Here is an 11928-nt window from a genome sequence, read left to right as displayed (position 1 = left end):
AGGGCGGAGCGGCAATGGGGCGGCGGCCGAGGGCGTGGGGGCGTCAGTCGGCCGACGATGTGGACACGGTCGGCCCATGGTGCACGGGCCGCCCAAGGTGTGGGCCAGGGCTCGGGCGGTCACCTGTGGGCTAGAGCTAGGGCGATCGCGCGTGGGGTGGATGGTTGGACGGGGCGGCGGGTCGTGCGGGTGGGTGGGTCGCACGTGGGTGGTTGGTTGGTCGGTTGGGCGGGTCGTGCAGGCGGGGTAGGTGGACGGGTCGCGCGCGTGGGTGGGTCGCACGTGGGTGGGTCGTTGGCTGGGTGGGTGGTTGGGCGGGTCGTGCGTGGGGTGTGCGTGGGTCGTGAGGGGTGGGTGGCAGGGTTCTCGGCATGATGAAAGCACTGATTTTCGATCCGGAACTGTCCATCGCCACCGTCTCCGAGCCTGTTCCCACCGCTTCTCAGGTGCTTGTTCGGGTTTCGGCGGTGTCGCTCAACTTCGGGGAGGTGGCCTATCACGATCCTCAGTCGAGGCGGGTGCCGGGGTGGGATGCCGCGGGTGTGGTTGTGCAGGCGGCCGCTGATGGGTCGGGGCCGTCGGTCGGCACTCGGGTAGTGAGCTTTGGGTGGTCGGGGGCCTGGGCGGAGTTGCGGGCCGTGGACACCGCTGAGCTCGCGGTGGTTCCCGAATCTGTGGATTTGGGGGTGGCTGCGGCGTTGCCGGTGGCGGGGGTGACGGCGTTGCAGGCCGTGCGGCGGTTTGGGCCGATCGCTGGGCGGCGGGTGCTGGTTACCGGGGCTTCGGGTGGGGTGGGGCGCTTCGCCGTACAACTTGCCGCTCGTGAGGGTGCGCGGGTGATCGCGTCGGCGAGCAGCCCGGCCCGTGCGGAGGGCCTGCGCGCGCTGGGCGCCGCCGAGATCGTCAGCGGCCCAACAGACCTGACCGACCGCGTGTACGGCGTGCTGGACACCGTAGGCGGACAGCAGTTGGCCGAGGCGTTCTACCGGCTGGAGGACGACGGCGTCGTCCAGGCCATCGGCCGGGCCGCGAAACAGCAGACGCTGATCGACTTCGAGCGCGCGGGCTCGGCCTCGGCACGCGGCCGGATCGAGAACTTCAACGTGAGCACGCCCTTCGGCCCCGACCTCGCCCACCTCCTCACGCTCCTGGAGCGGGGCGAGCTGGAGGTCGAGATCGGCTGGCGCGGCCCCTGGGACCAGGCCACCGTCGCGGCGAACGCCCTGCTGTCGCGCGAAGTCCGCGGCAAGGCCATCCTCACCCTCCCGTAAACGCCCCGACCAACCACGCCTGTCCAAGCACCCGCAGTTCGCCGTCGCCTGGATAGTGCCCCGGGTGTCAGCTCGCCTGGCTGGCGCCTCGGGGCCCAGCGACCAGCTGCATGCAGCGGGGTCCGTGGGCTCAAGGGGCGAGGACAGTTGTGCCATCTGAACGCGTGTCGGCGAGTAGGGGTCAATGGTGCCGACGGAGTGGGGGTGCCGGATGGGCCTAGAAGCGTGTGGGGCCGAAGGAATGTCGCGGGTGGGGGCTCAAGGAGTGTCGGGGCTGTGCCTCACAGCCGTGGCTGGCGAGTGGGGCTCACAAGGGGTCAGCGGTTGGGGCGGAGGGTCCAGGAGACGGTCATCTCGCTGACCAGGACGCCCTCAGCGTTCTTGAGCTCCACCGCCACCTCGAACTCCGGCCGCTCCCCCGCGTCCAACCGCCCCACCACCTCGGCCCGTTCGACCTGAAGACGCGCCTCGGCAGTCACCTCGCCCATGGCCAGCTTCCGATAGCGAACGGTCGCCCCGGTGGCCAACGGCACCGCACGCGACAACTGGTCACCCAGCGCCGACAGCATGGCCGCCCCGGACGCCGACTCGGCCAGCGTGAACAGGGCTCCGGCATGCGGTCCCGCCACATGGTTGTGCAGGTCGGCGCGGTCCGGCAGGCGACACAGGGCGTACCCGTCGCTCACCTTGTCGAAGACGACCCCGAGGGTGTTCGCGAACGGCACGGTCTGGAGCATGAAAGCGCCCACATCAAAAGACATGCCGCAATGCTACTCACCAGTAACACCCAAAGCCACGTCCAGAGTTGCGGCAAATGGTGGGGAATGTCAGTAAGAAAGGGGGAATCGGCCTCTGATGCGGCGTGTGCCCGGCACGGTAGCGTGGCTCATCGTGACGGGTTACAACGACGATCTACGCCTCGCGCACGTCATGGCGGACGCCGCCGATGACATGACCCTGCGGCGGTTCAAGGCGGTCGATCTCAAGGTCGACACCAAGCCGGACCTCACGCCGGTCAGCGACGCCGACCGGGCGGTCGAGGAGGCGATCCGCGGCACGCTGCGGCGGGCGCGTCCGCGCGACGCCGTGGTGGGCGAGGAGTTCGGGCGGACCGGCTGGGGCGCCCGGTCGTGGATCATCGACCCGATCGACGGGACCAAGAACTACGTGCGCGGCGTGCCCGTCTGGGCCACGCTCATCGCGCTCATGGACCACGGCGAGGTGGTCGTCGGGCTCGTCTCGGCGCCCGCGCTCGGCCGGCGCTGGTGGGCGGCCAAGGACGGCGGCGCCTGGACCGGCAAGAGCCTCACCAAGGCCAGCCGCATGCGGGTGTCGGCGGTGACCGATCTGGGCGACGCCTCGTTCTCCTACTCCAGCTTCGGCGGCTGGGAGAAGCAGGGCAAGCTCAACAACTTCCTGGACCTGAACCGCGCCTGCTGGCGCACCAGGGCGTATGGCGACTTCTGGTCACACATGATGGTCGCCGAGGGCGCCGTCGACCTGTCGGCCGAGCCGGAGCTGTCGCCGTGGGACATGGCGGCGCTCACGGTGATCGTCGAGGAGGCCGGCGGGCGGTGGAGCGACGTCGCCGGCGCGCCCAGCCTCGAAGGCGGCAGCCTCGTGTGCACGAATGGCGCGCTCCACGACACGGTCCTGAACCACCTCAACGCCTGAGGCCCAGAACCCGGTCCACCGCGCGCATGAGCTGCCCCCGGTAGCTCTCGCCAAAAAGCACGACATGCACCAGCAGCGGATGCAACTGGTGCAGGGGTACCCGTTCGCGCCATCCGTCCGCGAGCGGGTGCTCCTCCTGATAAGCCCCAAGAATCCGGTCCAGGTACGGCACGCCGAACAACCCCAGCATGGCCAGATCGCTCTCCCGATGCCCACCATGCGCCGCCGGGTCGATGAGCACCCCGGTCCCGCCGGACCACAGCACGTTCCCGCTCCACAGGTCGCCGTGGATCCGCGCCGGCGGCTCCTCAGGCCCGGAAATTTCCGGAAAAATAGCCGCGGCCTGCTCCACCCGGTCCCGATCCCCGGCGGTCAACGCGGCGGCCTGCCGTACAAAGGGAAGAACGCGCCGCGAGGCGTAGAAGGCGGGCCAGTCGGGCGCGGGCGAGTTGTCCATCGGGAGCTCGGCGATGAACCCCGGCCACGGCGCGCCGAAAGCGTCGGCCCCGGCGCGGTGCATCCGCGCCAGCTTCCGCCCGAAACGCTCGGCCGCGACCGGAGTGGGCGGCTCGGTCGGCACCCACGACAGCACCAGCCGGTCCGCGCCCGCCTCGACGACCTCGGGCACGTCCATCACCTCGCCCAGCCACCGCAGTCCGGCCGCCTCGGAAGTGAACAAAGGGGAAACAACTCCGGACTTGGCGAAGACCTCGCGCCCGTCAGCCAGAAAACCCCGCTCCAGCCGCCATCCGTGCGAGGAGCCGAGCCGCTCGACCACCTTCACCGGAGCTCGTCGGCCAAGTGCTTGGCAAGACCCTCCGAAGCCGCCTTGACCTGCCGCAACACCTCGTCGAAGCCATCCTGACCGCCGTAGTAGGGGTCGGGCACCTCCGCCTCCGCCGGCGCGGACGGGTCGAACGAGCGGAACAACCTGACCTCCTGCCCGGCCGGCGCGAGCCGCCTGAGCGTCCGCAGGTTGGCCGTGTCCATGGCCAGCACCAGGTCATAACGGGCGAACCAATCCCCGGTGAACTGCCTGGCCCGATGGGCAGAGCCGTCGTAGCCGTGCTCGGCCAGCGTCTGCGCGGCCCGCTGGTCCATGGGCCCGCCGACGTGCCAGTCGCCGGTGCCGGCGCTGTCCACCTGCACCTCGTCCAGTCCGTGCTCGGCCAGCGTGGCCCGCAGGACCACCTCGGCCATAGGCGAGCGACAGATGTTTCCCATGCACACCAGGCATACGCGATAGGTCATGGGGTCAAGCATGCCGCTTGAAGAGCTATTCACACGAGGCGAGGCACGACTTCCGTCGCCGGTCACGACTCGTTTCATTTCCGTTCACTTTCCCCCAGTTTTATCAGTCACGTAGCAAGCAAGGATCTCCATACGAGAAGGACACAAACCGTGACCAGTGGACAGCGCCGCCTCAGCGCGGTGGCGACGGCCGCCTTCGTCGTTTCCCTCGCGGCGGCCTGTGGCGGCGGCGGTAACAGTGCGGCCACCAGCCCCGAGGCCTCCGCCCCCTCTTCGGCCGGCGCCTCCGAGCCCGCCGCGGGTCTGAGCGGCGAGATCAAGATCGACGGTTCCAGCACCGTCGCCCCGCTCATCTCGGTTGCGAGCGAGGCGTTCGGCGAGGAGCAGCCGCAGGTCAAGGTTCCGGTCGGCACCTCGGGCACCGGTGGTGGCTTCGAGAAGTTCTGCGCCGGCGAGACCGACATCTCCAACGCCTCCCGCCCGATCAAGGACGAGGAGAAGACCCTCTGCGAGGGCAAGGGCATCAAGTTCACCGAACTGACGGTGGCCACCGACGCCCTGACCGTCGTGGTGCCCAAGGAGAACACCTGGGCCAAGTGCCTGACCACGGCGCAGCTCAAGAAGATGTGGGAGCCCGCCGCCGAGGGCAAGGTCAAGACCTGGAAGGACGTCGACGCCAAGTTCCCCGCTGAGCCGCTGAAGCTCTACGGCCCCGGCGCCGACTCCGGCACGTTCGACTACTTCACCGACGAGATCAACGGTGAGGAGGGCGCGAGCCGCAAGGACTACAGCCCCTCCGAGAACGACAACGACATCGTCAACGGCGTCGCCGGCGCCAAGGGTGGCCTGGGCTACTTCGGGTTCACCTACTACGAAGAGAACATGGACAAGCTGACCGCCGTCGAGGTCGACTCCGGCAGCGGCTGCGTCGCCCCGAGCGTGGAGGCGGCCCAGGGTGGCAAGTACACCCCGCTGGCTCGCTCCCTGTTCGTCTACCCGTCGACCACGGCCGTGAAGCGGCCTGAGGTCGCCGCCTTCCTCGACTACCTGAGCGCCAACATCGGCTCGCTGGCCAAGGAGGCGAAGTTCATCCCGCTCAACGCCGAGCAGGAGGCCAAGCTCAAGAGCGACATCACGGCGCTGAAGGCGGGCTGATGGCTGCTCAGCACCCGGCGACCGCACCGGGGACCGGAAGGTCCCTGGCGCGGTCGCGCCCGCGTTACGGAGAGGCGATCATCAAGGCGCTGCTTCTGGCGGCGGCGCTGGTCTCCATCGCGACCACGGTCGGCATCATCTACTCGCTGGTCGAGCCCACGATCGAGTTCTTCCAGGCGGTCAGCATCGGCCAGTTCTTCGGCTCGACCAACTGGGGTCCGCTGATCAAGCCCGCCACGTTCGGCGTCTGGCCGATCGTCGTGGCGACGCTGGAGATCACGCTCATCGCCATCATCGTGGCGGTGCCGCTGGGCCTGGCCGCGGCGATCTACCTGTCGGAGTACGCCAAGCCCGGCGTGCGCAAGTTCTTCAAGCCGGTGCTCGAGATCCTGGCCGGCGTGCCGACCGTCGTCTTCGGCTACTTCGCGCTGTCCTTCCTCACTCCGCTGCTGAAGGACATCTTCCCCTTCCTGAACCTGGAAGCGAAGAACGCGCTCTCCGCCGGCCTCCTCGTCGGCATCATGATCATCCCGATCGTCGCCTCCCTCTCCGAGGACTCTATGGCGGCGGTGCCGAACGGCCTGCGTGAAGGCTCCTTCGCGCTGGGCGCCTCGAAGATGCTGACCTCGATCCGCGTCGTGGTGCCCGCCGCGTTCTCCGGCATCGTGGCCGCGATCATCCTCGCGGTCTCCCGGGCAGCGGGCGAGACGATGATCGTGGCGGTCGCGGGCGGGTTCAAGTCGATCTTCACCTTCGACCCGACGAACGAGATGGCCACCATGGCCGCCTTCATCGCCCAGGCCGGCGCCGGCGACCTCTCCACCGGCTCGATCCCCTACAAGACGATCTTCGCCGTGGGTTCGCTGCTGTTCATCATCACCTTCGTGATGAACTGGTTCAGCGCCCGGATGGTGCAGAAGTACCGCGAGGTGTACGACTGATGGCAATCCTGTCCACACCTGCCTCGACCGTACGGCTGGCCAGCCAGGGCAGGCCGCTCAAGGAACACCTGTTCCGGATCGCGCTGCTCGCCAGCCTGGCCATCGCCATGATCTTCCTGGTGGTCCTGCTCGTCTACGTGGTGACACAGGGCTGGAGCCGCCTCGACCTGAACCTCATCCAGAACTTCCCGTCGCTGCGCGCGGTCAACGCCGCGACGGCCGGTGTGCTCTCGGGCATCATGGGCACGCTCTGGGTGGTCGCGCTGACCGCGCTCATGGCTCTGCCCACGGGTGTGCTCGCCGCGGTCTACCTGGAGGAGTACGCCGACAAGACCAAGTGGTACAACCGGCTGATCGAGCTGAACATCGCCAACCTGGCGGCGGTCCCCTCGATCGTCTACGGCATCCTCGGTCTCGGCGTCATCTCCCGCGGCTTCGGCCTCGGCCCGAGTGTGATCACCGGTGCGATCACGCTGTCGCTCCTGGTGCTCCCCATTGTGATCATCGCCGCCCGCGAGGCGATCAAGTCGGTGCCGCCGTCCATCCGCGAGGGCTCGCTGGCCCTCGGCGCCACGCAGTGGCAGACGATCTGGCGGCAGGTGCTGCCGGCTTCGGTGCCCGGCATCGCGACCGGTTCCATCCTGGCGCTGTCTCGCGCGATCGGCGAGGCGGCGCCGTTCCTGCTGCTCGGGGCGGCGACTCTGGTTCGCTTCAACCCCGATGGGCTGGACAGCAGCTTCTCCGTCCTGCCGGTGCAGATCTACAACCTGATCACCAACTCTCGTCCCGAGGTCCAGGTCGTCGGAGCGGCGGCCATCGTGGTCCTGCTCGCGATCCTGCTGCTGATGAACTCAGTGGCCATCTGGCTCCGTAACCGCTACCAGAAGCGGTGGTAAGGAAGAAATGACCGAGATCATGCCGAACATCACTGTTCGCGGGCCGGAGGCCCCCCGGAACATCGAGGCCCTGGACCCGGTGTTCACCGTTTCGAATCTCAGCGTCTTCTACGGCGACTACGAGGCCGTCCGCGGCGTCGACCTGACCATCGGCAACCGCGAGATCACCGCCATGATCGGCCCGTCCGGCTGCGGCAAGTCCACGGTGCTGCGCTGCTTCAACCGGATGAACGACCTCATCCCGGGCGCCCGCGCCGCCGGTTCGATCATGTACCACGGCGAGGACCTCTACGGCGACCACGTCGACCCCATCGAGGTACGCCGCCGGATCGGCATGGTCTTCCAGAAGCCGAACCCCTTCCCCAAGTCGATCTACGACAACATCGCCTACGGCCCCCGCGTCAACGGCATGAAGGGCAAGATGGACGACCTGGTCGAGCAGGCGCTCACCCAGGCCGCCCTCTGGGACGAGGTCAAGGACAAGCTCAAGCAGAACGCCCTGTCCCTGTCCGGTGGCCAGCAGCAGCGACTGTGCATCGCCCGCGCGATCGCGGTCAGGCCCGAGGTCATCCTCATGGACGAGCCCTGCTCCGCCCTCGACCCGATCGCCACCACCAAGATCGAGGACTTGATGCAGGAGCTGTCGCGCGACTACACGATCGTGATCGTGACGCACAACATGCAGCAGGCCGCACGCGTGTCCGACCGCACGGCGTTCTTCACCGCCGAAGTGGACGAGCAGAGCGTACGGCACGGCCGCCTGGTGGAATTTGACGAGACCAGTCGAATCTTCACCAACCCCTCCGACAAGCGCACCGAGGACTACATCACCGGACGATTCGGCTGATGGCCCACCAGCAGACGGCATCCGAGGTGCACGGGGACACTCGTACGGCGCCCGTGCTGCTGGTGGCCGATCCCGACGAGAGCATCGTCCAGGAGCTGGCCACCGCGCTCGAACGCGAGGGCGTGACCGTCGCCGGAGTCAGCGACGGAGCGCAGGCGTTGCTCCAAGCCGGAGCTCTCAGGCCCGATGTTGTGCTGGTCTCGGCGACCCTGCCGGTCATCAGCGCCGTGGAGTTCGTGCGAGCAGTACGGCTGACGCGAGCCGTTCCCGTACTGCTCGGCGTCGGCGACGGGCATGCCGAGCAAGCGGTGCAAGCTCTGGCGGCGGGAGCGGCGGCCTGTGTGGCCCGGCCGTACCGGGTGCTGGAGTTGCTCCCGTTCGTGCAGGCCGCCTCTCCGGAGTCACGCACGCTGCTGCGCGTGGGTGAAGTGGAGCTCGACGTACGCGCCTACCAGGTGCGGGTGGGCGGGCGAGCCGTACACCTGCCGCTGCGTGAGTTCGAGCTGCTGCACTACCTGATGCGCAACGCCGACCGCACGGTCACCCGCGAGCAGATCATGCGGCACGTGTGGAACGCCACCGACGCCACGTCCACCAACACCATCGCCGTCCACGTCAAACGGCTGCGCGCGCGGCTCGGCGACGAGGACGACCAGCTCATCCAGACGGTCAGGGGTGTGGGCTATCGCCTGGTGACGCCTTAGCGCACATCCTTCCTGTGCTTCCTGTGCTTCTTAGCACGTGCGGAAGGATCGCAGGATCCGGGTGACGACGCCTTCGACCATGGCGATGCCGTCGCCCACCTGCGGGCTGCCCTCGGTCAGGACCGCCACCGCGTACCTTCTGTCGATCAGGCCAACGCTGACCACGGCCCAGCGCTCGGTGGAGACCCGCTTGAGCCAGCCGTTCTTCAGCGCTGTCCGCCGGCCCTTGCACGCGCCCGCGCTCACGCCCCAGTTCTGGCCGTCGGCCACCGAGCCCATCAGCTTGAGCACTCGCTCGCGCTCCTTCTCCGGGAGTGGGCTCTTCTTCGACACCAGCGCGTTCATGAGCTTGACCTGGTCGTCGGCCGAGGTCCTGGTGATGCCCCAGCAATACAGGTCGAGGCAGTCGCCGGCGACGCCGCTCGTGTGCCGCAGCCCGAACTTCCTCGCCGCCTTGGTGAAGCCCGCGGCGCCGCCGATACGTGTCCAGAGCCGGTCGGCCGCGTGGTTGTCGCTGTGGCGGATCATGATCTCGGCGTCGTGGCGGGTGGCTTTGTCCAGCTTGCGCCACGGGGTCTTGCGGAGCAGGGCCATCAGGATGAGCGCCTTGGCGGTGCTGGCGGTGATGAGGCGCTCGCCCTTGTGGTAGCGGTAGACGCGGCCGGTGGCCAGGTCCTTGACGGTGGCGGTGACCGGGCCCGGACGGCCGGCCAGGTAGCGGTTCAGCCGCTTGGTGATCGCCTTGGGGTTGAACGCGGGCGGCTTGGGCTCCTGCGCGTCCGTGCCTTCCTTGGGCGGCGGCGTGGCCTGTATTGCCCGGGTTCCGCCCGGCGAAGACGGCGCTTGAGCCGGGCGCGTTCCACCCGACAGCGGCATGGCCTGGGCCTGGCGGGTTCCGCCCGGCGGCGTCGTCTGGGCCGCTCGGCTTCCGCCAGGTGACGGCGAGGCTGGGGCCGCTCGGCTTCCACTCGGCAGCGGCATGGCCTGGGCCGGCGGAGGCGTGCTCTGGGCCGGGTGCGTTCCGTCTGGTGGAGGCACGGCCTGGGCCGCTCGGCTTCCGTCAGGGGGAGGCATGGCCTGGGCCCGGTGGGTTCCGCCTGGTGGAGGTGTGCCGGGGTCGTCTTGGGTGGTTGGGCGGGTGGGGCCGATCAGTGGGGCTGCTTGGGCCGGGTGTGGGTGTGGAGCGGGTGACTCTTGGTGGACGGGCGGCAGGCCGTACAGGCTGGTGGGCAGGACGAGTGTGGAGGCCGCGAACACCCTCCACCACACGTGCCCTGCCCTCCCCCGTGATTTGTCACGCATTATCGTGATAAATCACGGGGACTGCTAGACGTGGGTAAGTTTCGCGATCGAGTCGTCGTCGCAGGTGGCCCAGAACTCCCCGACCACGTCCTCCAGATGCCGCATGGACTCCGCCCGGAACAGGACATCCTGGTACTTCGTGATGTCGTACTCCGTCTGTCCCATGTCCCGCAGATCGAGCGGCCGGATCTGCATCCCGCGGAACTCCTCGATCTCCCCATAGGACGACAGAATCCCCGCCCCGTAGGCGCGCAGTTCGTCCCGCTCCGCCATCACGCCGAACTCCATCGTGAACCAGAAGACCTTCGACACGAACTCCAGCGCCTCAGCCCCCTCGACCCGCCGCGCGGCATCCCCCGCCAGCCGGTAGAGCGCCGCGAACCGATCGTGCGCCAGCGCGTTGGCATGCCCGATCACCTCATGGATGACATCAGGCTCAGGCGTGTAGAACGGCACGGAATGATGGCGAATGTACTGAGTGGAGTGGAACAGCCCATCGGCCAGCACCCCATAGAACTCCCGCAAGGGCACCAGCCCCGCGGCCGGAAGATACCGAAACCCGGTGAGCGGCTCCAGCAGCTCACTCACTTCCTCCAACTGCGGAATCCGCTCGTACGGCAGGCCGAGCCGAGCAGCTCCCTCCAGATACTCCTCAGTGGCGTAGCGCTTGTGCTTAACAGCCAGCTCCCCCGCCACCAGCGCCCAGATCCCGTGCTCTTCCTCGGTGTACTCAGCGGCCGGAATCGGCATCCCACGCTGGTAGTTCACGGCCAACCCCGCGATAGCGTTACGCCGCGTCCGGTAGACCGGATCGGCGAACCCCGGATGCGACTGCGAAAGCTCGACCACGACCGAGCCATCCCCCTGCGTCTCGACCGGGGCGAAGTACTGTGCTTCCTCGAACATGTGCACATGACAGCAATTTCCTGATTCGCTGGCAAGAGCGAGCAGTTGGACTGCACGATCCGCCCCACATCGCCCGCCGATACCCCCAAAAGCTAGTCAATCCGCACAGCGATGAGGATGGGCCGTCAGTAGGCGAACCGCATAGCCCAATCCCCGATAGGCTCCGCTTCATACAGGGACAGCCTCGATCCCTGGTCGAATCGCACAGGGGTAGACGCATGGACGAACTGGACGCCCGCCTGCTGACGACCATGCGGGCACACCCCCGCATAGGCCTGACCGAACTGGCCCGCCTCCTGGGGGTCGCCAGAGGAACCGTCCAGGCCCGCGTGGAAAAACTGACGACCCGCGGCGTGATCACGGACTTCGGCCCCACGGTCGAACCCGCCAGGGTCGGCTACCCGATCCTGGCGTTCGTCTGGCTCCAGATAGCCCAGGGCCGGCTGACCGAGTCCGTGGAGGCCCTACACACGATCCCGGAGATCCTGGAGGTCCACGGCACCAGCGGCCAGCACGACCTGTTGTGCCGCGTGGTGGCGAAAAGCACTGAGCACCTTCAGGAGATCATCGCCACAGTCCTGGCCTCCCCCGCCGTTCAGCGCACCGACTCCACCATCGCCCTCTCCACCCAGATCCCGTTCCGCATAGAGCCCCTCCTCAACACAGCAGCAACTCCTTAACGCAAGAAAGGGCCATCCCAACAACGTGGAAGAGCCCTCAATAACAAACCAGCCGGGGTGGAACAGCCCTCGATGACAAAACAGCCGGGGAGGCCGACCAACGGGCCGGTCAACGCCAAGACGACCGCGACTGCCTGGTCGACGCGAAGTCTGGGGAACGCGAAAAAGGGGTCCGACCAGTGGTCGGACCCCTTCTCCATGAAATATTGTGCGGCGGTGACCTACTCTCCCACACCCTCCCGAGTGCAGTACCATCGGCGCTGAGAAGCTTAACTTCCGGGTTCGGAATGTAACCGGGTGT

The 11928-nt window shown here is 67.8% G+C and carries 13 protein-coding genes and 1 rRNA gene; 8 read left to right on the top strand and 6 right to left on the bottom strand.

The genetic code is table 11. The features are described 5' to 3' along the window. Positions 1–371: 371 nt before the first annotated feature. Positions 372–1271 (top strand): zinc-binding dehydrogenase, encoded by a 900-nt coding sequence (locus tag HNR40_RS43840; protein WP_246510393.1) that lies wholly within the window; start codon positions 372–374, stop codon positions 1269–1271. Positions 1272–1588: 317 nt separating this feature from the next. On the opposite strand, the gene HNR40_RS43835 is transcribed toward HNR40_RS43840, so the two are convergent. After that, positions 1589–2032, bottom strand: coding sequence for a DUF4442 domain-containing protein (locus HNR40_RS43835; protein ID WP_184972435.1), 444 nt, complete (start codon positions 2030–2032; stop codon positions 1589–1591). A 94-nt stretch (positions 2033–2126) separates the two neighbouring features. Between HNR40_RS43835 and hisN the strand changes: the two genes are divergently transcribed. Continuing rightward, the gene (gene hisN / locus HNR40_RS43830; protein ID WP_221341570.1) at positions 2127–2945 is read left to right on the top strand and encodes a histidinol-phosphatase; all 819 of its coding nucleotides are present in this window, start codon (positions 2127–2129) and stop codon (positions 2943–2945) included. On the opposite strand, the gene HNR40_RS43825 is transcribed toward hisN, so the two are convergent. Together HNR40_RS43825 and HNR40_RS43820 are read right to left on the bottom strand one after the other, a co-directional pair. Next, positions 2935–3729 carry a fructosamine kinase family protein gene (locus HNR40_RS43825; RefSeq protein WP_184972431.1) on the bottom strand — a complete coding sequence of 265 codons (795 nt, stop codon included), beginning with the start codon at positions 3727–3729 and terminating at the stop codon, positions 2935–2937. The genes hisN and HNR40_RS43825 overlap by 11 nt on opposite strands. Continuing rightward, positions 3726–4196 carry a low molecular weight protein-tyrosine-phosphatase gene (locus HNR40_RS43820; RefSeq protein ID WP_184972429.1) on the bottom strand — a complete coding sequence of 157 codons (471 nt, stop codon included), beginning with the start codon at positions 4194–4196 and terminating at the stop codon, positions 3726–3728. The genes HNR40_RS43825 and HNR40_RS43820 overlap by 4 nt, the downstream gene beginning before the upstream one ends. Before the next feature lie 150 nt (positions 4197–4346). Between HNR40_RS43820 and HNR40_RS43815 the strand changes: the two genes are divergently transcribed. From HNR40_RS43815 to HNR40_RS43795, 5 genes are read left to right on the top strand one after another with little or no spacing between them, the layout of a single operon-like run. After that, a complete protein-coding gene (locus HNR40_RS43815; protein WP_221341569.1) occupies positions 4347–5351 on the top strand; it encodes a PstS family phosphate ABC transporter substrate-binding protein in 1005 nt (334 codons plus the stop codon). Further along, positions 5351–6292, top strand: a complete 942-nt coding sequence (gene pstC / locus HNR40_RS43810; protein WP_184972427.1) for a phosphate ABC transporter permease subunit PstC — start codon at positions 5351–5353, stop codon at positions 6290–6292. The genes HNR40_RS43815 and pstC overlap by 1 nt, the downstream gene beginning before the upstream one ends. After that, complete coding sequence (gene pstA, locus HNR40_RS43805) at positions 6292–7188, top strand: phosphate ABC transporter permease PstA (RefSeq protein WP_184972425.1); 897 nt, start codon at positions 6292–6294, stop codon at positions 7186–7188. The genes pstC and pstA overlap by 1 nt, the downstream gene beginning before the upstream one ends. A 19-nt stretch (positions 7189–7207) precedes the next feature. After that, the gene (gene pstB / locus HNR40_RS43800; protein WP_221341587.1) at positions 7208–8035 is read left to right on the top strand and encodes a phosphate ABC transporter ATP-binding protein PstB; all 828 of its coding nucleotides are present in this window, start codon (positions 7208–7210) and stop codon (positions 8033–8035) included. Beyond that, complete coding sequence (locus HNR40_RS43795; RefSeq protein WP_184972422.1) at positions 8035–8739, top strand: response regulator transcription factor; 705 nt, start codon at positions 8035–8037, stop codon at positions 8737–8739. The genes pstB and HNR40_RS43795 overlap by 1 nt, the downstream gene beginning before the upstream one ends. Positions 8740–8769: 30 nt before the next feature. Here HNR40_RS43795 and HNR40_RS43790 read toward each other — a convergent pair whose 3' ends face one another. Together HNR40_RS43790 and HNR40_RS43785 are read right to left on the bottom strand one after the other, a co-directional pair. Next, entirely contained in the window at positions 8770–9615 is an 846-nt protein-coding gene (locus HNR40_RS43790) for a serine hydrolase (protein WP_184972420.1), read from the bottom strand. 450 nt (positions 9616–10065) lie between these two features. Continuing rightward, entirely contained in the window at positions 10066–10947 is an 882-nt protein-coding gene (locus HNR40_RS43785) for a phenylalanine 4-monooxygenase (RefSeq protein ID WP_184972418.1), read from the bottom strand. 218 nt (positions 10948–11165) lie between these two features. Here HNR40_RS43785 and HNR40_RS43780 point away from each other — a divergent pair, with 218 nt between their 5' ends. Continuing rightward, a complete protein-coding gene (locus HNR40_RS43780) occupies positions 11166–11627 on the top strand; it encodes an Lrp/AsnC family transcriptional regulator (protein WP_184972416.1) in 462 nt (153 codons plus the stop codon). A 208-nt stretch (positions 11628–11835) separates the two neighbouring features. On the opposite strand, the gene rrf is transcribed toward HNR40_RS43780, so the two are convergent. Continuing rightward, a 5S ribosomal RNA gene (gene rrf / locus HNR40_RS43775) occupies positions 11836–11928 on the bottom strand; the annotation flags it as partial.

Origin of the sequence: Nonomuraea endophytica (assembly GCF_014203235.1) — a bacterium.
GTDB classification, from domain to species: domain Bacteria; phylum Actinomycetota; class Actinomycetes; order Streptosporangiales; family Streptosporangiaceae; genus Nonomuraea; species Nonomuraea endophytica.
Note: the sequence above shows the minus strand (reverse complement) of the source record. Positions and strands in the feature narration are given on the sequence as shown.